At 49.1% G+C, this 22763-nt stretch carries 19 protein-coding genes and 1 riboswitch; of the genes, 9 read left to right on the forward strand and 10 right to left on the reverse strand.

Annotated features, from left to right (window positions below):
- Positions 1 to 110 precede the first annotated feature (110 nt).
- The 3 genes from GOB58_RS11715 to GOB58_RS11725 all read right to left on the reverse strand — a co-directional run bounded on the left by GOB58_RS11715 (position 111) and on the right by GOB58_RS11725 (position 1948).
- Positions 111 to 500, reverse strand: coding sequence for a hypothetical protein (locus GOB58_RS11715; RefSeq protein WP_173560302.1), 390 nt, complete (start codon positions 498 to 500; stop codon positions 111 to 113).
- An 86-nt stretch (positions 501 to 586) separates the two neighbouring features.
- The gene (locus tag GOB58_RS11720) at positions 587 to 886 is read right to left on the reverse strand and encodes a hypothetical protein (RefSeq protein WP_086636430.1); all 300 of its coding nucleotides are present in this window, start codon (positions 884 to 886) and stop codon (positions 587 to 589) included.
- Between the two features lie 423 nt (positions 887 to 1309).
- A complete protein-coding gene (locus GOB58_RS11725; RefSeq protein ID WP_173560318.1) occupies positions 1310 to 1948 on the reverse strand; it encodes a LexA family transcriptional regulator in 639 nt (212 codons plus the stop codon).
- A 190-nt stretch (positions 1949 to 2138) separates the two neighbouring features.
- On the opposite strand from GOB58_RS11725, the gene GOB58_RS11730 reads away from it, so the two are divergent.
- From GOB58_RS11730 to GOB58_RS11740, 3 genes are all read left to right on the forward strand, one after another.
- Entirely contained in the window at positions 2139 to 2381 is a 243-nt protein-coding gene (locus tag GOB58_RS11730) for a hypothetical protein (protein WP_086636428.1), read from the forward strand.
- Between the two features lie 428 nt (positions 2382 to 2809).
- Positions 2810 to 3019 carry a hypothetical protein gene (locus tag GOB58_RS11735; protein ID WP_173560303.1) on the forward strand — a complete coding sequence of 70 codons (210 nt, stop codon included), beginning with the start codon at positions 2810 to 2812 and terminating at the stop codon, positions 3017 to 3019.
- A 19-nt stretch (positions 3020 to 3038) separates the two neighbouring features.
- Positions 3039 to 4691, forward strand: coding sequence for a recombinase family protein (locus GOB58_RS11740; protein ID WP_173560304.1), 1653 nt, complete (start codon positions 3039 to 3041; stop codon positions 4689 to 4691).
- Positions 4692 to 4858: 167 nt separating this feature from the next.
- Here GOB58_RS11740 and GOB58_RS11745 read toward each other — a convergent pair whose 3' ends face one another.
- The 3 genes from GOB58_RS11745 to GOB58_RS11755 all read right to left on the reverse strand — a co-directional run bounded on the left by GOB58_RS11745 (position 4859) and on the right by GOB58_RS11755 (position 8184).
- Complete coding sequence (locus GOB58_RS11745) at positions 4859 to 6058, reverse strand: glycoside hydrolase family 28 protein (RefSeq protein ID WP_173560305.1); 1200 nt, start codon at positions 6056 to 6058, stop codon at positions 4859 to 4861.
- 111 nt (positions 6059 to 6169) lie between these two features.
- Entirely contained in the window at positions 6170 to 7072 is a 903-nt protein-coding gene (locus tag GOB58_RS11750; protein WP_173560306.1) for a glucosamine inositolphosphorylceramide transferase family protein, read from the reverse strand.
- Positions 7072 to 8184: a glycosyltransferase gene (locus GOB58_RS11755; protein ID WP_173560307.1), complete on the reverse strand. Its 1113-nt coding sequence runs from the start codon at positions 8182 to 8184 to the stop codon at positions 7072 to 7074. The genes GOB58_RS11750 and GOB58_RS11755 overlap by 1 nt, the downstream gene beginning before the upstream one ends.
- A gap of 500 nt (positions 8185 to 8684) precedes the next feature.
- Here GOB58_RS11755 and GOB58_RS11760 point away from each other — a divergent pair, with 500 nt between their 5' ends.
- A complete protein-coding gene (locus GOB58_RS11760) occupies positions 8685 to 12128 on the forward strand; it encodes a pyruvate carboxylase (RefSeq protein WP_173560308.1) in 3444 nt (1147 codons plus the stop codon).
- Between the two features lie 101 nt (positions 12129 to 12229).
- Here GOB58_RS11760 and GOB58_RS11765 read toward each other — a convergent pair whose 3' ends face one another.
- A complete protein-coding gene (locus tag GOB58_RS11765; RefSeq protein WP_086555285.1) occupies positions 12230 to 12640 on the reverse strand; it encodes a hypothetical protein in 411 nt (136 codons plus the stop codon).
- Positions 12641 to 12677: 37 nt separating this feature from the next.
- A riboswitch (cobalamin riboswitch) is annotated at positions 12678 to 12894 on the reverse strand.
- Between the two features lie 134 nt (positions 12895 to 13028).
- On the opposite strand from GOB58_RS11765, the gene GOB58_RS11770 reads away from it, so the two are divergent.
- Both GOB58_RS11770 and GOB58_RS11775 read left to right on the forward strand, forming a co-directional pair.
- A complete protein-coding gene (locus GOB58_RS11770) occupies positions 13029 to 14186 on the forward strand; it encodes an iron-containing alcohol dehydrogenase (protein WP_173560309.1) in 1158 nt (385 codons plus the stop codon).
- Positions 14187 to 14256: 70 nt separating this feature from the next.
- Positions 14257 to 14589, forward strand: coding sequence for a hypothetical protein (locus tag GOB58_RS11775; RefSeq protein WP_086555287.1), 333 nt, complete (start codon positions 14257 to 14259; stop codon positions 14587 to 14589).
- Between the two features lie 48 nt (positions 14590 to 14637).
- Here the strand turns inward: GOB58_RS11775 and GOB58_RS11780 are convergent, their stop codons facing one another.
- The 3 genes from GOB58_RS11780 to GOB58_RS11790 are packed head-to-tail and all read right to left on the reverse strand — an operon-like array spanning position 14638 to position 18318.
- Entirely contained in the window at positions 14638 to 15987 is a 1350-nt protein-coding gene (locus GOB58_RS11780) for a nucleobase:cation symporter-2 family protein (RefSeq protein WP_194299723.1), read from the reverse strand.
- 27 nt (positions 15988 to 16014) lie between these two features.
- Entirely contained in the window at positions 16015 to 17067 is a 1053-nt protein-coding gene (locus GOB58_RS11785; protein WP_173560310.1) for an NAD(P)H-dependent flavin oxidoreductase, read from the reverse strand.
- A 12-nt stretch (positions 17068 to 17079) separates the two neighbouring features.
- The gene (locus tag GOB58_RS11790; RefSeq protein ID WP_173560311.1) at positions 17080 to 18318 is read right to left on the reverse strand and encodes a PQQ-dependent sugar dehydrogenase; all 1239 of its coding nucleotides are present in this window, start codon (positions 18316 to 18318) and stop codon (positions 17080 to 17082) included.
- 257 nt (positions 18319 to 18575) lie between these two features.
- On the opposite strand from GOB58_RS11790, the gene GOB58_RS11795 reads away from it, so the two are divergent.
- From GOB58_RS11795 to GOB58_RS11805, 3 genes are all read left to right on the forward strand, one after another.
- The gene (locus GOB58_RS11795; RefSeq protein ID WP_173560312.1) at positions 18576 to 20399 is read left to right on the forward strand and encodes a tannase/feruloyl esterase family alpha/beta hydrolase; all 1824 of its coding nucleotides are present in this window, start codon (positions 18576 to 18578) and stop codon (positions 20397 to 20399) included.
- A gap of 118 nt (positions 20400 to 20517) precedes the next feature.
- Positions 20518 to 21702, forward strand: coding sequence for an alpha/beta fold hydrolase (locus GOB58_RS11800; protein WP_173560313.1), 1185 nt, complete (start codon positions 20518 to 20520; stop codon positions 21700 to 21702).
- A 73-nt stretch (positions 21703 to 21775) separates the two neighbouring features.
- Positions 21776 to 22666: a LysR family transcriptional regulator gene (locus GOB58_RS11805; RefSeq protein WP_173560314.1), complete on the forward strand. Its 891-nt coding sequence runs from the start codon at positions 21776 to 21778 to the stop codon at positions 22664 to 22666.
- Positions 22667 to 22763 lie beyond the last annotated feature (97 nt).

A 22763-nucleotide genomic window follows, 5' to 3' on the forward strand; every position in this document is an offset into this window, starting at 1 on the left:
GTTCATGATTCCAATGCGTTCCGGACGGCTCGAATTTCAGGCAGTCTACGTCGAGACAGCCCCTGAATTCTTCATCTTTCCGACCCGGAAAACGAATTGCAACTGTAGTGCTAGAAAAGGCCACTCCCCGTTTTAACGGCAGATGAGTTCATGGTATGGTGCCAGACGACATTACCATTGAAAAGCACCGTCAAGGTCTTTTCCGTGCCGTGAGTGCCTTGATGCAAGTCCCCGTAGAGCGGAATGAAATTGGCGGCATCAGACGAGGCGTTGGAGAACGAATAACGCCACTGCTCATGTCCACTGTCAGTAAAGGTACTTTCGCGAGGATCCCCGAACTGAGCGCGGATCTGTTCTTTCGTGGTCACGCCATCCTGAATTTTCTGGTCGATGGAGGCTGCTGTTTCGTTCTTGAGGGCTTCATTGCCTTCCGAGGCACAGCCTGTCAGGGCGAGCAGCCCAGTAAGAGATAAGGCAGCAAGAGTTTGGTGTTTAGACATGAGAGATCCTATCCGTTCTGCGCAAGAGAACGGTTCCGTGAAAGACAGTCTCTGAGACTGATCAGCAATTGAGAGGTATCGTTTGTTCAGTCCAGAGCGTATTGCTGTCGCCTTAGCCGGGCGACCTTGCGTTGCTTCAAAAATTCAGCGCGAAGACAGACCCAGCTTACCGTTCCGACACCGAACGCGATCAGGGGATGCCATAACAGGCCAATCAGCACGCCACAGACCACGCAGATGCCAATACCCATCCAGGTCGCATATCTGAGCATTTGCAGCGTCTCGGCTTCTTCTGCGCCATATTTTTCGAGATACTTCGCCAGAGAAGCCGCCTTCTGTGTGTCAGCGACGTTCCCATTTTCAGAGATGTCATCAAATGATGTCATGGCCAGTCCCCTTCGTCTCTGATCAACGATCAAACAGCATCATTGTGATTACAGATACTGCGCTCATGATGAACATCGGTGGGAAGACGTCTCTCTCGCAAAGCCAGTCCAGAGCCTGCAGAGAACCCCTGACACCTACGATGATAAGGCCGATCCCGACGAGCAGGAGAGCGCTAAGCAGCAGCACCTTAGCTGTACTCTGCCTGGGCTGGGGCGATAACCGCTCCGCTGACAGGAGCCTGCCATTTTGCATTAGGGGGACCGGATAGACAGATCATGGCCAGCTCCTCGAAATCAGGGTGCAGACCATTCTGCAGTGCCTGTTCGTCGTAACTGGCATGAGTAAACTACGGATTTTCGATTTATGTCAATACGGAAATACGCATATTTTTGCGGTCGGTATTCCGCTGCGCTCTACGCAGCTTAGATACGAGGTATGCCGCCAGCCCAGACAACCTCACCGAGCAGGCGGAAGCAATTTAAATCCTCAGATGCAACATCCTGAGGTGGATAGCGATGATTGTCCGCGATGACGCGCATCCCTCCACCCAGTCGTGGATCAAGGCGGCGAATTAAGACGACGCCCGCACTTTCAAGGGCATAAAGCGCGCTGCCCGACACCGTCGTGACGCTTCGGTCCACGATGACGAGATCACCCGATGACAGCGTCGGCTCCATCGCATCTCCCGCATTACTGATGAGGCAGAGAGACGTTAGGTCTCTATGGATAACGCTCTGCAACCAGTCGCGACCGATGCGTAGACCGTCTTCATGATGGTCATGCCAGGGCACAATGATCTGGCGGGTCGAAGTAGGCTGGACCTCTGTTGCGTCCGGGAGTGAACTACTTGCTACACCATAGGCGATCCAGTCCAGAGACACGCCGCAAACCCGAGCCAGAGATGCAAGGGCAGAGAACTTCATCTCCCCGCCATTCATGTAATCTCTTAATGTCGTATACGGCACACCTGCTGCTTTGGCGGCATGAGTAATGCCAATACTCTGCGCTGCTTCGCGGAGGCGTTCGCCGCGCTCACGCATCAGGCGGATCTGGTCATCCATGAGTTTATGCTTTCGCCTGGAATATCGGGGCACGCGGAGGATCCTCATTGAAGAATGAGGTATTTGTACGATATTCCGCTTGATATATAATACGGTAAGTCGTACATATTAAGATCGAAATGTTGCGTGGCCCGTGACTGGTCATGGTCAGATCCTCGCATGAAACCGACATTTTGTCGAAGGGATTGTCATGCCTGAAGATTCACTGTTGCCACCCCCCTCCCAGGACGGTCTCGAAGAGCTTCATGCTGGTCTGCACGATGTCCTTCGTCTGATCGAGATCGAGCATACTCTGCTCAAAGGGCGGCTTGAAAGTCTGCGGGCGGATACAGAAGGTGCACGACTGCTTGAAGGTCTGATGGTGCTCGGGGCTGTGTTGCAACAACGGATGGGGGATTTGCTTCAGATATGCCGCAAGGTTGGGAAGCTGTGACTGGACACCCTCTTACGGCGAGCTTTCCCTTTTTAAGGATCTTGTCGCGCTTTTTTGGGGAAGAATTCAGAAAGGATCCTGGTGAATTCATTTGTGCGCGAATATAATGGGGTAATATTCATCTGTTATATTTTTGGTGTCTATACTTTATGGTTTAGTAAATTTATTGGCTTTTGTGATTTAAGTATTGTCGGAGCTTATAGTCTTTCAAAGACGTGCGATTCGGTGTGAAAAAGTGCATAAAATAATTAATTATAAAATTACTAACTAATTGAAAATAAAAGAAATTTAAAATTCTAGAATGCCGTTAGAAAATTTCATAAATGGTTTTTTTTGCTGATTTATCGGTAATTTTTTGGCATTTATCACTGATATTTTCATATGCAAATCGAAATAAAAAGTATGATAGGAAAGACTTTTCTTAACTAATGGCGGGTAAAGTGAAAAATAACGAAAATAATAAATCCGCCGCCAACGATAATAATCTGGATGGCGGTGATAAATATCAAATAGATGAGGTTGCGATGACGATATCTCGTTTGATTGGCCGAAAGATGGCCAGAGAATATTGGGATAAAATATCCTTTGCAAATGATAATAAATCTTCCTCTTTTGACAATATTAATGACCGCAATTAATCAATGGATGAAATATAAGATGACCCGTGTTTTCATTTATGTTCGTTACTCATCAAATAATCAGAGTGAGAACTCAATCAGAGATCAGATCCGTGTTTGTAGCGAGCATGCGCAGCGTGAAGGTTGGAAGGTCGTAAATATCTACGAGGATGCCGCCCTTTCGGGTAGTTCTACAGTGTTACGCAAGGGTATCCAGAACCTGTTGGCCGATGCTCGAGGCGGTCAATGTGATGTCGTATTGGCGGAGGCGCTTGATCGTATCTCGCGAGATCAGGCCGACGTTGCCAGCATCTTCAGAGATCTGGATTTCGCTGGTGTGAAGATCGTTACTTTGGCCGAGGGGAGGATCAGCGAACTGCATGTTGGTCTGAAGGGCACGATGAATGCCCTCTATCTTAAAGATTTGGCAGCTAAGACCCATCGTGGATTGCGAGGCCGTGTGGTGCAAGGCAAGGCTGGTGGTGGCCTGTGTTATGGTTACCGGCTAGTCAAGAAGTTGAATGCTGCAGGCGAGCCAATCAGGGGTGATCGAGAAATAATTCCTGAGCAGGCTCATGTTATTCGGCGCATCTACAAAAAATATGCTGCAGGACAAAGTCCCAGGTCGATTGCCATGGAATTAAATCGCGAAGGTGTCCCCGGTCCTCGGGGGCGCGCGTGGGGGGATACCAGTATTAGGGGGCATGTCTCACGTGGAACGGGAATTCTTCATAATGAATTGTATGTCGGTGTTATGGTCTGGAACCGGCAAAACTTTAGGAAAGTCCCTGGGACCGGTAAGCGTGTCTCACGGCCTAACCTGGAAAAAGACTGGGTCAGGACTGAGGTTCCGCATTTACGGATTGTGGACGATGGGTTGTGGCAGGCAGTCAGGAAGAGGCAAAAAGCCATAGCGGCGAAAGTCGGACCGTGTCCGGCGAATACCCTGGAAGGGCGCGCGAAAAGACTGTATCTCGCGAACCGGCCTGTCTCTCTCTTTTCCGGACTGTTAGTCTGCGGGTGCTGTGAGGGTAGGGTCAGCATGATTGTTAATAGTCGGTTCGGCTGCCTGAACCATCATAGGCGAGGTACGTGCAGTAATAACCGTACGATCCGGCGTGAGCGGATCGAAGCTCGAGTGTTGGCGGGGCTGAAAGATAGGCTTGTATCGTCAGACAGCATGGAGGCAGCCCTGCAGGCTTTCGCGGAGGAGATGAAACGTCTCAAACATGAGCGACAGACTCAATCAGGTGCTGACCGTAAAGCGCTGGAGAAGGTAGATCGGGCCATCAAAGGAATTATGGTGGCGATTGAGGACGGCCTGTATCAGTCTTCCATGAAGGTCCGCCTGGAGGATCTGCAACGCCAAAAAGCGGAACTCGAGGAGCGGCTTGCTCAGGACACGGTGGACGTTCCCAGCCAGTATCCCAATATTGTTAAGCACTATCGGCGCAATGTCGAGCGTTTCACCGAGGTGCTGGACGACCCGGACGAGGGCGGAGAGGCTGTGCAGGCCATTCGTTCGTTGATCGGACGGATTATACTCTACCCCGGTGAGAAGAGGGGCGAGGTTCATATCTCACTACGCGGGGACCTGATGGGTATTCTCGGTTTTTCTGATCCCAGAGGAAAACAAATGGAAACTTGTTTTATGACAGCAGGGGAAGCGGGCCCCCGCAACCAAATCATATAAATCAGTGTAAAAAATGCTCCGGTTTTAAACCTCCGGAGCAATAAACGCGTCCAGCGCAATCCCCTCAGCCTATTTGCCCGATGGGGCAAAAACATCATTCTCAGGGAAAATCCAGGCTCGTCCTTCTCTGGAAGAGCTTAATACACGTAATCAAAGAAAGGATGATTTCACTTTTTCTGCATTATTTTTATAGATGTATCAGTATGGAGTAATGCATTGCGTAATCTGAAAGAAGCGTTTGTTGCCAGGTTCATGTAACTTAGGTCAATATTCTGCAGGGGCATTTCAGGTAAACCAATAAAAATACCGGCTTTCTGAACATTTTTTTCAGTCAGATGAGAAATCCTGATATCTGAAATACGAGGCGTGGTTACTGTAACTGGTGCCGGACTATCATTATTTTTGGGAAAATGAGGGTAATAGGCACTGATCGAAAGTCCTGTGCGTACATTGTTCATGCGTATTTTATCAAAGACATAATGTTGCAGCACACTACCCCGATCACGACCTGATTTTATACGAATACCATTGCTTGTGCCGTTAAAATCAACGTTATAAACATAAACGTTTTCAATATTAAAAATAGTTTCACTACCGATTGAAAGGCCATGCCCGGCACCAATAGCTGTATCAGTTATATAAATGTTTTTTGTTGTTTCATTGGGTAGTGTTGTACCCGGTAACCCTGATTTAATGGCAATATCATCATCTCCGGTTGAAATAGTATTATCACTCAGAGTGACGTTTTGTGAGGTGATAACATCAATACCATCCGTATTGGGTGAGTCCGCCGGGTTGTTAATATCGATATGTTTTATAATAGTGTTATCTGTGTAACGCAGAACAATGTTCCACATAGGAGAGCGGGTAATATGTACATCTGAAATCAGAATATTGTGTGCATCATAGCTTTCAATCAGCCATGGACGTGGCAGACCGTTACTCAACGGGATATTGTTAGCAAAGTTATTGTGTCTGTTCTTTTTCGCTTCCTGTGCGGCTTTCCACCAGCCTTCGCCATTACCATCAATAGTGCCTTCACCTGTTATGGCAACGTCCTCAACATGAGGAAGAGAGAGGAAAGCTTCAGCCGGTGACCAGGGCCAGTTAATATAAGCCGGGCGGTAGAGTGAGTTTTTGTCAATGGCCTGTAATATGCTGCCAGCATCAAGGTGCAGATTAATATGAGAGCGCAAAAGTAGCGGACCCGAGAGAAAATTACCTGAATTCAGGGTGACTATGCCACCACCATGGCTGGCACAGTGATCTATTAACGCCTGAAGTTTTTGAGTGATATCATGCCCGGTCTCGACAGATGGTATCTTTCCGCAAACTTTATCAGGAACAGCAAGAGCAGATGCGCTCATAGCGACAAAAAAAACTGATAATGCAAAAGCACCCGGTAAGAGAGATGGCAGATATTTCATGCGGCAAGTGTGAAATATTCCGTTTCATATCACAAGGGCAGAAGATATAATTTACGCATGCCGAGACTGTCGTTTTTTCCATGCGCGACCAAGATCCACGCAAATACGGTGCGGTGAACCATAAAGTATACGCTTTGTGTCGATAAGCGTGAAATCCCCTGCTGCAGACAGAGTATGTAATCCATCGCTGAATGGTGCATCTTTATGAGATGCCTGCAAATATGCACCCGGAGTAAATTCAGGCTGGTGCAGTGTGTCGGGAGAGAGAGACAGCAGGCGTATGGCGCCGCCGTACGTCTTGCTGCAGTCCTGCACTGGAATAATCAGCTTGCCATCCTGATAGAAAGGTGTGCCACCCATGCGGGCGCTACTGATGTCCTCCCTGATAGGGTGAGAAGAAATATTTTTCCACTGTCCGGTCAGACGCTCAGCTTGTGCCAGCATAAGAGTATTGGTTCGCGCACGGGGCGGGGTATAAAACATCCACCAGCTGCCCTGAGCGAAAACAGGAGTGGCATCAATCGCGGCGCAGGGAAAAGAGAACTCTGGTACTTTTTCCCATTGCCAGGGGAAATTAACGGCCCGGTAGAGAGATAATGTCCCGGATTTATACCCTTCCGGCAGCATCCATATTTCACCATCCGCTTCAAAAACATAGGGGTAAGATAAATGCCAGGGCTCGCTCAGCACAGTTCTGTATTCAATGATATTCAGGCTGGCATCGAGCACGTAGGCTACAATTGCGCCACGGCGCGAGCGGTAATCATAGGCTTCGGCAAAGAGGTAAAGTTTATTATCACGCCATATTCCAAAAGGATCGGCCAGAAAACAGAGTGAGCGGTCAGCTTCAATCCACCTGACTGAGAAAGGAGCTAAGCTTCCGGCTGCAGCTATAGTCTGAACAGGAGCCTGGACAATGCCTAAGCGCCATAGTTCTGTCACAAGCATTTTCATCAGACAGGTAATTTGCTGAGAGGAGAGGCGCCTGTATTCAGCATGGAGTATAATTTCCCAATAATTTTTGTCGCAGCGAGCTGATACTGCTCATGACTGAATTTTTGTAAAACATAACTATGGGCCTGCTGGCCATAAAGGGAGAGTTCATCCGGGTGCACAAAAATATGTTCCATGATGCGGTTAAACGCCTGCGTCATATCGCCATCTAGTACATAACCTGTTCTGCCTTCCTGCACGGCATCACGTATCTCTCCAACCGGAGTGGAAATGACCGGCAGGCCGGCATTCATGGCTTCATGAACAGCAAGGCACATCCCCTCATAGCGGGATGTCTGAATATACGCATGTAAACCTGAGAGAAACTGCCCGACATTTGCTGAAAAGCCAGGAAGAGTGACCACATTCTCAAGGTTAAGCTGTCTGATTTTTTTCTCCAGAGCCGCGCGTTCAGGGCCATCCCCCAGGATTGTCAGGTGGATGCGTGACTTCATCTCAGGGTGAGACAGCAGGAAAAAGGATACAGCATCGAGCATGCCGGCATAATTTTTAACTTCATGCAAACGGCCGACGCTCCCCAGCTGTAAAACGGCCCTGCCATCCCATTTCTGTGCCTGCAGGGCCGCCGGGTCGCTCTGAAAAAGTGGCCATGCCATAACCTGATCAGCAGGAATATGCATTTTTTCACGTAAAAACTGCACGACAGTCTGAGAGTCACCAACCCAGAGCTTTGACAGATTTCTCATGCGGTATGTGTAACGGCGGACGCTGGCGCTGTGTTTGAAGCTGATAACCGGAATACCGGTCAGGCGACCTGCCCATTGACCAACCTTGTTACCCCAGCTGAGTGAGGTCCAGATGACATCCGGACGGTTTTTGCTGACTTGTTTGAGATAAGAGGCAAGAATAACAGGTAACAATCTGCGACGGCGTGAAAGCAGCGTATAAGATAACCCTGCTTCTGACAGGCGTATTGCTGCCCCCATATCACGCGGCTCGCAGGCGATAACTGATACCTCATGGCCAAGGCTTTGCAGAGTTTTTACAATGTTTGGTATGGCAAATTCAGCTCCGCCGGTTTCCAGACTGGTTACCAGATAGTGGATCTTCATCGTTAATACTCCTCCTGGCCGGAGAGAGACTGTCCTGTGTCAGACAGATATTCCCTGAAAAGCCCGCTGCATTTTTTTTGTTAAGGAAACTTTAATTTAATTTTTTGTCAATTATTCTGATGGCTAAAGCTGTTTTTTATTTTTAAATATTGTATTTTTGCCATATTGAATAATAATTTCTTTCTTCATTACTGATTTTTCCCTCAGGATTTTGCAGAGCTCTATATTTACCATCCGTGAGTATTTTTCTGTAGTTAAATAATCAGCGTCTGCTGCCTGAAAAACTGAGAAGAAATATTTTATATCGACAGGAAAAATGGCTCTTCATTTAATAATGACAGGTTCGGAAAATTGTAAGTTGTCGTTATTGTGAGCGCTATTTATGTGCGTCATGCAGTAAAGTCCCGCCAGCGTTTTCTCAAACTAAGAACTAAACACATAAAGAAAATGCAATGTGGCACAGTCGTGCCACGTAAAGCAGACTAGCAGGATGAGACATAATGCCAGGGATTAAGAGTGTTCTGGTTGCGAATCGTAGTGAAATTGCAATTCGCATCATGCGTGCAGCCGTTGAGCTTGGTTTGCGTACTGTAGCGATCTACGCAAATGAGGATCGCTTTGCACTGCATCGTTTCAAGGCCGATGAAAGTTATATGGTGGGCGAGGGCAAAAAGCCAATCGCTGCCTATCTTGATGTTGATGATATTATTCGCATTGCAAAACAGGCGAATGTCGATGCGATCCATCCCGGTTATGGCTTTTTGTCAGAAAATCCTGACTTTGCCAGAGCCTGTGAAGCCGCAGGCATAGCTTTTATTGGTCCCAAGCCAGAAATTATGGAGCAGCTGGGTAATAAAGTGGCAGCCCGCGCTCTTGCCCAGCGGGTTGGTGTGCCTGTTGTGCCGGCAACAGGAGCTTTACCTGATGACCCGGACGAATGCCGCAGGCTTGCTGCCGGAGTTGGCTACCCAATTATGCTTAAAGCCAGCTGGGGCGGGGGTGGTCGCGGTATGCGCGCCATTCAGAATGAGAGTGAGCTTTTGCCTGCAATTGCTGTTGCAAGGCGCGAAGCCGCGGCTGCTTTTGGTAATGATGAAGTTTATCTCGAAAAAATGGTTGTGCGGGCACACCATGTTGAAGTGCAGATTCTGGGAGATCTGCACGGTAATCGTGTGCATTTGTTTGAGCGTGACTGTTCCGTTCAGCGGCGCAATCAGAAGGTCGTAGAGCGTGCTCCGGCCCCTCACATGTCACAGGAGCAGCGTGAGGCACTCTGTGCTAACGCCCTGAAAATAGCCGATGGCGTTAATTATACGCATGCCGGAACGGTTGAGTTTCTGGTTGATGCAGATACGGGGCATTTTTACTTTATTGAGGTAAATCCGCGTATTCAGGTTGAACACACGGTGACGGAAGAAGCCACAGGGGTTGACCTTGTTAAAGCTCAGATTGTTGTCAGCCAGGGCGGGTGCATTGGCCAGAGTGACTTTCTGCCGGCACAATCTGACATTCGTCTGATCGCTCATGCCTTACAGTGCCGTGTTACGACAGAAGACCCGGCTAATGAGTTCCTCCCTGATTATGGTAAGCTGTCAGTTTATCGTAGCGGGAACGGTGCGGGCATCCGCCTTGACGCCGGCACAGCCTATACCGGAGCGGTGATTACACCATATTATGACTCGCTGCTGGTAAAAGTTACCGCTCGTGGCCATGACGATGATGAAGCTATCCGTCGTATGGACCGCGCCCTTCGTGAATTTCGTATGCGTGGTGTGGCAACGAACCTTGGTTTTCTGCTCAGGGTTATCAACCATCCCTCGTTTAAAACGGGTGCATGTACCACGCGGTTTATTGATACAACGCCTGAGCTTTTTCATTTTGAGCCGCGTAAAGATCGCGCCACGCGCCTGCTGCGTTTTATTGGTGACGTGACAGTAAACGGCAATACAGAAATGAAAGGGCGTTCAAAGCCTGTTGTTCCGTTGTTTGCACCGCAGTTACCTGCCGCAGCTATGAGCGCGCCGCCTCAGCCAGGAACGCGCGATCTGCTGCGTGACCTTGGCCCAGAAGGGTTCTCGCAGTGGGTGCTTGAACAAAAGCGCCTGCTGCTGACAGATACGACCATGCGCGATGCACATCAGTCCCTGTTCGCAACACGTATGCGCACAGCTGATATGAGCCGTATCGCACCGCGCTATGCACGTTTATTGCCAGATCTGTTTTCTCTTGAGTGCTGGGGTGGAGCAACGTTTGACGTTGCCATGCGCTTTTTAAAAGAGGACCCCTGGGATCGTCTCGATAAGCTTCGCACTGCAGTGCCAAATATACTGCTGCAAATGCTGATACGAGGCTCTAACGCAGTTGGTTATACAAATTATGCCGATAACGTTGTGCAGTATTTTATTAAACAGGCCGCTGCACGTGGTGTGGATGTGTTTCGTATTTTTGACTCACTGAATTGGGTTGAAAATATTCGTGTTGCGATGGATGCGGTGCTCGAAACAGATGCCCTGTGTGAAGGGACGATCTGTTATACCGGTGATCTGCATGATCCGGCCCGGCCAAAATACAATCTGAAATATTATGTCGATATGGCAAAGCAGATTGAAAAGGCAGGCGCCCATATTCTGGGCATTAAAGATATGGCTGGTGTGTGCCGTCCGGCGGCCATTAAAACACTGGTAAAGGCATTAAAGGAAGAAGTCGGTCTGCCGATTCATTTTCATACGCATGATACGAGCGGAGGGTCGGTGGCCAGTGTACTGGCCGCAGCTGAAGCCGGCGTTGACATTGTCGACGGTGCGATGGATGCCATGAGTGGCCTGACATCTCAGCCAAGTCTTGGTGCTGTTATTGCATCGTTGCAGCATACTGAGCGTGACACTGGCCTGACACCAGAGCGTATCGCGCCGTTCTCCCGTTACTGGGAGGGGGTTCGTCAGTCATACGCACCGTTTGAGGCTGATATCCGCTCAGGTACCTCTGACGTGTATCGTCATGAAATGCCAGGAGGGCAGTATACTAACCTGCGTGAACAGGCCCGCTCTATGGGGCTTGATCATCTGTGGGATGCTGTGGCGCAGGCATATGCTGATGTAAATAAATTATTTGGCGATATTGTTAAGGTTACACCATCTTCTAAAGTGGTGGGTGACCTTGCGCTGTTCATGGTTGCTAATGACCTGACACCGCAGGATATTATGGATCCGGAAAGGGATATTGCTTTTCCTGACTCTGTTATCTCCATGATGCGCGGTGACATTGGCTATCCGGCTGATGGTTTCCCGGAAGCGTTACAGGCGCGTATTCTTAAAGGGCAGAAGCCGGTTGAGGGGCGTGCCGCGGCACATATTCCACCGGTCGATCTTGAGCAGGCCCGTCAGAGTGCAAAAGAGGCGACTGGTCAGGATATTGATGATGCAGCTCTCGCAAGCTGGCTGATGTATCCTAAAGTCTATACAGACTATATTACGCACAGGCGTAAATATGGTGACGTTTCTGTGCTTTCTACGCCTGTATTTTTCTATGGTCTGAATGACAAAGACGAAGTTGCCGCTGAAATTGAGCCCGGTAAAACGCTGATTATTCGTCTGCTGGGTCAAACTGATGAGCCTGATACCGGTGAGACCAGATTGTTCTTCGAGCTTAATGGTCAGGCAAGAACGATGGGGTTTGTCAAAGCTGGTGCTCAGGCCAAAAAACAGACCCGGCTTAAGGCAGACCCGGCGGATGCATCACAAATTGCCGCTCCTATGCCCGGCATGGTGTCTGTTGTCGGGGTTAAAGCGGGCCAGAAGGTGAAGAAGGGTGATCTGCTGGTGTCAGTTGAAGCCATGAAAATGGAGACAGCAATCACTGCCGATCGTGACGCGACAGTGACGCGTGTTCATGTTGTTTCAGGTGATACCATTGATGCTAAAGATCTGCTGCTTGAGCTGTCATAAAGAGTGACTGTAGTAAAATGAAGAAGGCCCGGAGGGATGATATTTCTCCGGGCCTTTTTTGTAAAATGCAGCTGATGCAACAGGTGGTTTTTTAAAAGCTGCTACGGTGCATTATAGCGTGCCATTGCGGCGGCTCTTGCACCCAGTGTCCAGTGTATTGTGACGTATGTCCGTAAAATATGTTGTGCGGCATCTCTGTCATCAGATCCTCTGACTGAAGGAAGTGTTTCCAGCAAATCAAGTGCCTGTGCGAGCAGGGGGCGAAAGGCTGCTTCCAGAGCATGTCCTCTGGCATTATGAGCTGAAGGCGAGGTGCCAAAAGTGGCTGAAAAAATAGTGTAGCCACTTTTAAAAATCACATCCTCCTGGTTGGGGGGAGGTTGCTGAGCAGTGTGTGCTGCCCTCAGAGCTTCGGCACGGGAGGGGCAGTCTCTGATTAAAGTGAGAACAAGAGGGTGAAGGTCTGACTGAGCTGAACAGGTATGTGATTGTGGTGTGATACGAGGTGTCATGATACGATCTTAGCCTCCGGTACATCCCGCCCGGCGACACGGTAAGGCGACGGCAGCAGGTCTCCTGGCTTGAGGATCATCAGTTCTGATCTGGCCTTCCCGGTGGTGTGCACCAGTGGCTCGTCTTTACGACGTGAAAATCAGACCCATACCACATACAGTTGCGGGAGCAGCTGCCGACTTACCTTGCATGTAAAGGCTTACGGCATTCCCTGTTAGCCCGCTTGCGCGGGACTGCCGACAAGAGGGTGCAGTAATGCACATAACGGGTGTTAAGAGCAATATTACAGTGTGATTACGGCGGGAATAGATATCCCGGGCCTCTTGTCTCATGCAGGGGGAGACCTCACATAACATGCACATCCTTCTGACCAGGAAAGTGGATATTATGCTGAATTTTGAGCTCTATAACCCTACACGCATTGTTTTTGGGCGTGAGAGTACGGCAAAACTTGATACACTGATTGCACAGGATGCGCGGGTTCTTGTTCTGCTGGGTGGGGAAAGTGCAAAAAAGAACGGCACTCTTGCTGAGGTACGCGCTGCTCTTGGTGCCCGTGAAGTGCATGAGTTTAGCGGTATTGAGCCAAACCCGACTTATGAAACACTGATGAAGGCTGTAGGCCTTATTCGCGAAAAGAAAATCGATTTTCTGCTTGCTGTCGGGGGAGGCTCAGTCATTGACGGCACAAAATTTGTTGCCGCTGCCGTAAACTATGAGGGAGATCCGTGGGAAATTCTTCAAACTTACGGTAAAAAAATCACCAGTGCCCTGCCTTTTGGTACAGTGCTGACGCTGCCGGCTACCGGTTCAGAAATGAATGATGGTTCGGTTATTACGCGTAAAGAGACACATACGAAGCTTGCTTTTCAGAACCCTCTGGTTTTCCCGCAGTTTTCTGTCCTGGATCCGACAAAAACATTTACTTTACCTGCACGGCAGATTGCTAACGGTGTTGTTGATTCCTTTGTTCATATTATCGAGCAGTATCTGACATATCCTGCTGATGGCATGGTGCAGGACCGTTTTGCTGAAGGTCTGTTACAGACACTTATTGAAATCGGCCCGAAATTACAGACTGCGGGTAACGACTATGATCTGCGGGCAAATTTCATGTGGGTTGCAACGCTTGCACTTAATGGTCTGATTGGTGCCGGTGTACCTCAGGACTGGTCAACCCATATGATCGGCCATGAGCTGACCGCGCGTTACGATATCGACCATGCAAGAACACTTGCCGTCGTGCTGCCTGCCAGCCTGAATGTGCGCCGTGAGTCCAAACGGGCCAAGCTGCTCCAGTATGCAAATCGTGTATGGCACATCACCTCGGGTTCTGGAGATGAGCGTATTGATGCGGCTATTGAACGCACACGTAAGTTTTTTGAGGAGATGGGGATACAGACACACCTTCGTGACTATGATGTGCCTGCCAGCGATATTACTGTGATCGTTGAACAGCTGCGTAAAAATGGCATGGTAAAACTGGGCGAACAGCATGATGTTACCCCGGAAATCAGCCAGAAAATTCTTGAAGTCAGTTACTGAGGTATAATGCTGCTCTCTGACAGTACATCGGAGAGCAGCGCTTAATAACAGCCCGGAGGAACGTATTCATATGAGTAACCCACTCGAGCAGTCTCCACAGCAGAATGCCCGCATTCTCGCAAAAGCACATGAAATGTGGGAGCGGGATGGCAAGCCCGCCTGCGGACCAGAAGCTTATAAAGAAAAGGCAGCTGACCTTATCGGGATGGAAAGTGCCCCTGATGCTGGTCAGATCCCTGTAAAGCCCTTTTCACCTGTCGGGCCGGAGGGAGAGCCTGTTGAGGAGGCCTGGCTGGAAGAGAACCTTGGTAATCCAGGCGGTAGTATGAATGAACTGGATGATAAGCGTGAAGTGCCGTTTGCAACACGCCGCCAGGAAAGCGAAGCCCTGAAAAAGGACTGAGCTGTAAATACACTTCACGAATATGATGTGATTATTATGTTCGTGAAGTTATCTGCCGCTCTTTAGTGTTATATGATTAAAGAACAGATGCAGAATAATGGCTGATAATGCCCCTAGTGTGATACCACTCCCGAAAATAATATGTGCCCAGGCAGGCATTTTATCTGTGATATGCGGCTGAGCGGTTGCCAGCATGCCAAGACCAATGCTGGTGCCAACAATAATCATGTTGTTCTGATTATCAAAATCAACCTGGGCTAAGGTCTGAATACCAACTACGGCGACTGTTGCGAACATGGCCAGTGCAGCACCACCCAGAACGGGAAGGGGAACACAGGCCATAATGGCTGCAAGCCTGGGAATACACCCCATAATAATCATAAAAACTGCGGCCGATGCGACCACCCAGCGGCTTTTAATCCGGGTAAGGCGGACCAGGCCAATATTTTCTGCAAAGCAGGTGTAAGGGAAAGAATTGAACACACCGCCAATAAATGTGGCCAGTCCGTCAGCCCGGATGGCGCGAGCAATGTCCTGTGGTGTAATGTCTTTTTTGACGATCATGCCGGTTGCAAAAACGTCACCTGTTGTTTCCAGCATAGAAATAATCATCACAACGATGAGTGACGCGATGGGAAGAAGATGAAATTCTGGCATGCCAAAATAAAAAGGCTGCACCATCGTAAGTAAAGGTGCAGAGCTTACAGTGTTAAAATGAGCATCTCCCAGGGCCCAGGCAACCAGTGTGCCACAGATCAGGCCGAGTAAAACGGCAATTGTGGCGAGAAACCCGCGAAAAAATTTCTGAATAGCGAGAATACAAAATAAAGTGCCCAGGCCATAAGCTACATTGCGTAACTCAACCGGGTCCTGCATCGCACTGGTGCTATGCCCGGCAACGATATCATTCGCTGCAACGGGCAGTAGCCCCAGCCCGATAACCAGAATAATTGACCCTGTGACAACAGGTGGAAAAAAACGAATAAGACGTGAAAAATAAGGGGCCATAAAACAGGAGAATAAGCCTGCAACTATCACCGCTCCAAAAATCTGACGTAGTCCGGTTACTCCGCCGCCGGCAGAGGCCCCGATAGCAATCATCGGCATAACAGCGACAAAAGTCACACCCTGAAGCAGTGGCAGACGCACGCCGACTTTGCCGATGCCCACAGCCTGCATCAGAGAGGCTATACCACAGGTGAACAGGTCTGCCTCGATCAGGTGCTCCAGTTCATTACGGGATAGCCCAAGAGCGCCGGCCAGCAGGATAGGGACGATAACGGCCGCTGCGTAAAATGTTAAAACATGCTGAAAGCCATAGACGACGAGTTCCCACAACGGAAGAACCTGATCGACCGGATGAGTGTGCTTATCCGAAGGAGATATTTCAGAAGGCAAGCGAGCTAACTTTCCTGACAGGATGTATCAAAGGCCGCTCTTCATTTCGGCCTCAAGCGTTTTCATTAAAGTATGGACCGGTAAAAAGCGGCATAATGGCGCACCCTGACCCGCCCAGTGTGCCGCAAAACTATGATTATTTTGTTGTCTGGCCGCATGGTGCAGAGCTTTTCCGGCATCATAAGCAATCGGGTAAGGCGGAGGAGATGTGTCACAGTCCAGAGCGCTGAAGCTATTTGGAATAATGCGGGCAGGGCGGCCTGATACCAGGTGTGTGAGCTGTGTGTGCCAGGCTTCATCGCTTGTTAATGCCTGACGATAGGTCGCACTGATGCCAGTTTCAGGGCAACCTAAAAAAGCTGTGCCCAGCTGTGCCGCAATTGCCCCGCTGCGTAACGCTGAAATAACAGCTGAGCCATCCATTATTCCACCAGTGGCAATAACCGGCAAAGGACAGTTTTTTGTCAGGAGGCCTGTAAGCACTGCGGTTGAATAAGCATCATCACGTGAAGTGGTATCAAAAATTCCCCGGTGCCCGCCAGCCTCAATGCCCTGAGCAACAAGAATATCAATACCGTTTTCCTGTGCTTTTTTTGCTTCTGCCAGACAGGTGACGGTTGCCATTAAAATGATACCGGCTTGTTTTAAGGCTGTAATTTTTTCGTGTGAGGGCAGACCAAAGTGAAAACTGACCACTGATGGCTTCAAAGCTAAAAGAACTGAAACTATGTCCGGAGTATTATCAAAATTTTGGTAGGGGGCTGTGAGCGTATCAGGCGGAGATGACCCGAAAGTTTTAAATAAAGGAGCAAGGCAGGTTAGCCAGCGTTGTTCGCTTATCGGATCGCGCCGGGGCTCATCATGGGCAAAAAAATTGACGTTAAATGGCTGAGCAGTTTTTTCCTGCATTTCTTTTATGAGTGTTGCGGCTGTTGCAGCATTTACGGCCCCCAGTCCGAGAGAGCCCATTCCGCCGGCATTGCTCACGGCAGCAGCCAGAGCGGGTGTTGTAACGCCAGCCATGGGGGCCTGAATAATCGGGAGCCTTAAGTTTAGCTTTGTCATATCAAACCCTGTCATTCATCACCTGAGTTAGCGCGTGGTGTGGGACAGCCTCAAAATCGTGCCGTTATGGTCTTCAGAGATAAGTAAAGTGCCATCTGGCATGGTAGCCAGCCCGGTGGGGGAACCAGATGGCATCCTGCCTGAGTGTGCACTGTCAGGCCAGCCCCATATGACGGGCTGGGGGGAGGCTTCAGGTTTTCCATCCGCCGCGAGTTTCAGGCTCATGACACGATGGCCTGTATCACGATAGCCATGATAGGTCATGATGATGTTGCCTGAGAGAGAAGGAATAGCCTGGCTGTTATACACCAGTACGCCCAGAGGAGCAGCATGGGCTGGCAGAAGCATGTCGGGCGAGGGGATGGCTGAACAGTCATGTTGCGGATATTCAGGAGCGGGGCGTTTATTATCAAAGCAATAAGGCCACCCGTAATCTGTTCCTTTTTGAATTATATATAATGGTTCATGCGGCAGGGTTTTATCTGAGAGTTTTAAATCAACAACATTAATGCTGTCGCGCCCGTTACCAATGGCGAGGAGCTTCCCGTCAGGCAGGACAGTTAATGCCGCTGCATTGCGTATACCTGTAGCAACAACATGCTGTGCACTGACACTTTGAGGTGTATTTCCAGGTTTGAACCAGAGAATCGAACCCCGTGGTACCGAACCGCGGGTTTCAGGGCAGGACCTGGAGGTGTCCGGTAAGGCTCCCATCTCAGTTTCACAATTGTTAGAGGCCGAGCCTTCACTCACATAAAGCCCGCCATTACTGTCAGCGGCCAGTGCTTTGAGCGGGTGTCTCCCTTCTGAGGGAATATCAGTCAGAACATCCTGCGTGCTGGCTGTGTTATCGCTATGCAGGTTTACGCGCATTACCCTGTCAGGCAGTCCTATATAAAGTTGCCCGTCAGAGGAGAAGGTCAGCCCGCTGGGGCGGTCCAGACCACGCAGAAGAATTCTTCTGGCACCGTGACCATTATTTTCAAGAGCAATAAGCCGCCCGCGATTTTTCTGCCAGCCGCCCATTTCAGCGACATAAATTGTATTGTTTTTGATAGCGATACCACGAGGGAACTGAAGCCCTGATGTCAGCAGACCAACGCATGTGCCTGGTATCGTCTGCAGATTGACCCGCGGTAAGCCATCGCACTCCCCCTGAGTGATATAGGTCGTATGGGCCTGGGTTTTCTCAGTGATTATAAAGAATGAGGAAACACAAAGTGTTATCCGTAAAAACCAGGTGACCTTTAACTTCAGGGGAGTCACTTTAATATTATCCTTTTTTCGGAAAAACAGAGAGGCTTTACAACCTGTAATATATGCATAATGAGATAATACTTACAGAGGAAATAAAATACTTTGAGAGATATTTTATAAGAAGAATAAGAATGCCGGAGGGGTAGCGTTGATTTTGATATTAAAGCCCCCGGTATTGTTATGTGTGCAGAAATGGTATGCTATCATACCGGAGGGGGCACCTCTGATGTTTCTGAGTTTTATATAGTAAGAGGATCATAGGTTAGATGAAAAACAGACACTCTGGTTTTCTGCCGGCTGTCAGTTTGCTGGCGGTGTCATTCTTTTTATCTGACTATGCTTTAGCTTCTCAGAAAGACACATCTTCTGAAGTGCCATCTGGTCCGGCTCATCTGGATGTTATTGATCCTGCTGTATCATGCGATTCTCTCTCCTCAGTTGATCTGAGTTCAGTCGCCGGCGCTATGGTACATGACCTGAAAACCGGTCTTCTTGATACACCGGCAGGCTCCTTTTGTAAGGTCACCGGACAGATTGCTCCTGCTATTAATTTTGAAGTCGATCTGCCCGTTCAGCACTGGACACAGCGTTTTCTTATGGGGGGGTGTGTCGGTCTGTGTGGTATGACCCGGATAGGTATTTCGAATGCTGGTACATGTGCGCCGGCTCTGAACGGAGAGATGGTTGTTGCCAGTAATGATCTGGGTCACGCCAGTTCTACACTCAACGCACAGCAGGCCGATTTTGGCAGGGTTCCGCAAAAACGTATCGATTTTGCTTACAGAGCTAATCATGTCACCGCGTTAACAGCTAAGGCGCTGGTGAAGGCTTTTTATGGTCATGAGGCACGGTTCTCATACTTTATAGGATGCTCAGACGGAGGGCGCGAGGCTCTGGCTGAAGCGCAGCGTTATCCTGATGATTTTGATGGTATCTCGGCCGGTGCTCCTGCCGGTTTATTTACAGTGCAAAACTCTTTTTCTTCAGCATGGGTCATACGGACAAACCAGCGGGCTGATGGAACAAATATTCTGCTCAAAGGGCGTCTGCCTTTATTACACAGTGCGGTTATCAGTCATTGTGACACATTTTCAGGTGTAAAAGACGGTATTCTTGAAGATCCGCGTATGTGTCATTTTGACCCCACATGGGTTCAGTGTGCACCAGGGCAGGCAGATACGTCTTCATGCCTGAGTGACGAAGAAACACAGGCTGCTGTCAGGTTGTATAATGGTCCGGCTGATAAGGCAGGTCACGCATTTACGCCTGGTGGTTTACTGCCTGGTTCAGAGCAGAACTGGCCATTGCCTGATACGGCTCTGGCAAAAACAGCTGATTATGGCCGGGTGGCTTCTGTCATGTCCGCTCTTTTACCCGCACAGGCCGCAGACCAGGATATGGACCTGTCAAAATTTCAGTTTGATAAAGCCTCATTTGAGCAGATGAATCAGCTTGCTGCATTATATAATGCAGCAAATACAAACCTGTCTGCATTTCAGAAGCGTGGAGGGCGTCTTGTGCTCTGGCATGGTCTGGCGGATCAGTACATTTCTCCGCTTTCTACAATTGCTTATTATCAGGGAGTGCAGAAACAGGCCGGGTTAGAACAAACTGAGAACTTTTTGCGTTTTTATCTTCTCCCTGGTGTTGCTCATTGTGGCGGGGGGGAAGGGTTTTCTCAGGTTGATTTTCTGACCCCTCTTATGGCCTGGGCAGAGACAGGGGTGGCTCCGGGTGCCCTCGTAGCAGGGTATTTACAAAACACAGTATCATCTGCTGCTAATGATGCGCAGAAAATTTCTGCCCCTCAAAAGGACGGCGGAGATGATAAGAAACACCAGGTTAATCCTGATGATCAGCCCTATGCCTTATCTGACGCAAAAACATCTGCGACACGGCCGCTTTATCCTTATCCTTATATAGCCCGCTATACGGGGAGTGGTGACCCGCAGGATGCGCAGAACTATCAGCCGGTTATGGCTCCTGCTATTTTGCCCGTTTTGTTTAGCGATTATTCTCAAAGTCTGATCGGCCCGGATAATCAGAGTGACTACACAGTAGAAAAAGGTGCTCTGACTCTGAAAAAATAGATTTTATCTTAACTGGGTCGTATGAAATAATAAATACAGAGGCCAGATCTCACATAATGAGGCACAGATGTGCTACTGGTTATATTCGTTAATATTTGATTAAGCGGGGAAGTCTATAATGCAGCTTTCTAAACTTCTGGCCTGCAACGTTTTGTGCGGCTTACTTCTTGCTACAGCAGCTCATGCAGAGACCGAAAAAGCCGGGGTAGTCGTTAAGGCTTCTCCTCTTCCTGCAGCATTTAGTTTACCAGGTGCCGGAGCGGCTTATCGTATTGTTTATCTTTCAACTGACGGGCTGACCCAAAAAGGTCTGGTACAGGCCACTGAAGAAGTAATTTTACCTAAAGGGAAACCTCCTGCCGGTGGCTGGCCTGTTGTTGCATGGGAGCATGGTACTGTTGGAGTCAGTGAAAAATGTACGCCCTCGCTCCATCCCTATACTGAGCGTAACAGAACGTATCTCGAAGCCTGGATGAAACGTGGTTTTGCTGTTGTTGCCCCTGATTATCAGGGACTGGGCATCAGCGGTCAGACACATGCCTACCTTAATACGCGCGTTGAAGCCTATAGTGTTCTTGACGGGTTGCGGGCGGCTGAATCAGCTTACCCCCTGCAAAATAAAGTCATGCTTGTTGGTCAGTCACAGGGCGGTGGTGCAGCTGTTGCTTCAGCATCCTTCGCACCGACTTATGCGCCTGACATTAATATCCTTGGTACTGTAGCAACCGGTGTGCCTTATATTACACCAGAACTGATGGAAACATTACTGCATAAAGCCCGCAGCAACCAGCCTGATGGCGGGTATGACCCCCTGGTTGTCTACAGCCTGTATATTGCAGCTGGCCTTGCAGCACATGATTCATCTTTTAACCCGCAGGATGTTTTTACCGAAAAAGCAATGTCAGCCTATCATGCCGCCGGGCATAGCTGTGTGAATGAGATGATGGCACTGGCCGGTAAAGAAGGTCTGAATGCTAATAACTCGCTCAAACCAGATTTTGAAAAAGTTCTGATGCCAGCATTTAAAGCTATGGCATATCCTACTCTTAAGTTTGCGCAGCCTCTTTTCGTTGGTACGGGTACAGCAGATAAAGACGTACCACCTTTGATGCAGTATGGTCTGGTTAAAGCAGCCTGTGCTGCCGGTACAATCGTACAGGCTCATACCTACGAAGGGCTTAATCATGGTCAGACGGTGAATGCCTCTTTACCTGATTCAGCTGTCTTTACTTCCGCTCTTCTGGAAGGGAAGCCCGTTGCATCGACCTGTCATGCATTTCTAAACTGGCTTTCAGCACAGTAATATATTGTCAGGCTGTGGCTTGTGGTGGTTTTAATATCATAAGTCACAGCTCTTTTTTTAAGGTTAAGGCGCTGTGTTTCTCAGGCAACTGACATATTTAATAGCCCTTGACCGTTGCAGGCATTTTTCCCGTGCGGCTGAAAGCTGTGGCGTGTCACAGCCAGCGTTGTCTGCTGGGATACGGCAGCTTGAGGCTGAACTCGGTATTACCATTATTCAGCGTAACCGCCGGTTTTATGGTCTTACACCTGAGGGTGAGCGTGTGCTGGGGTGGGCACGTCAGACACTGGCTGCACTTGATGGTTTACGTCAGGAGGCTGCATTTGCACAAAATATTGCGGGTGGCTCTGTCTCTGTTGGCACAATGCCCCCGGCGCTTCTGACGGTTTCAGCATTATTAGAACATTTCAGATCCGTCGTGCCGGCCTTACATGCTGATGTCAGGGTCTATTCCAGCGGAGAAATTATTCACCATCTGCGTGAGCATACGTTGCAGATAGGACTGATGTATCTTGATCAGGTCCCGCAGGATGGTTTGTATGAGAGCCATTTTCTGTTTGCCGAGAAGCATGTTTTTGTATGTTCTTCTTTTGTTCGGGTTCCTGAGAAAGAGAATATAAGCTGGCAGGAGATACAGGCTGTTCCACTATGTTTGCTCGGTCAGAATATGCGTAGCCGCCAGCTTATTGATAAGGGGTTTCGACAGGCTGGGGTAGTCGCTGACGTCCGCCTGGAAACGGACGCTCTTGAGCTGCTGCATGCAGAACTTTTCAGGGGGCGCCTGGCCAGTATTCTCCCGGTTGCGGCCTTACCTGAGCGTGCAGAGGAGCGCGGCCTGCAGATCAGACAGATAGAAGATATGTCCTGCCCTGATGTCGGTGCTGTGCGCCTGAGCCAGGGACAGCATACTGCTCTTTCTGAGTATTTATGGGAGAGAGTGCAGACTTTTAAGTTTGCACCATAAGACTGTCGGCTTTACCAGGCGGCTTTTGATAAATACTGCTTATGATAAAATCATAATAAAAAATTGGACGCTCGTTGTTCAGCTATGCATGTGTCTG

This window comes from Acetobacter thailandicus (assembly GCF_011516655.1).
Taxonomy (GTDB): domain Bacteria; phylum Pseudomonadota; class Alphaproteobacteria; order Acetobacterales; family Acetobacteraceae; genus Acetobacter; species Acetobacter thailandicus.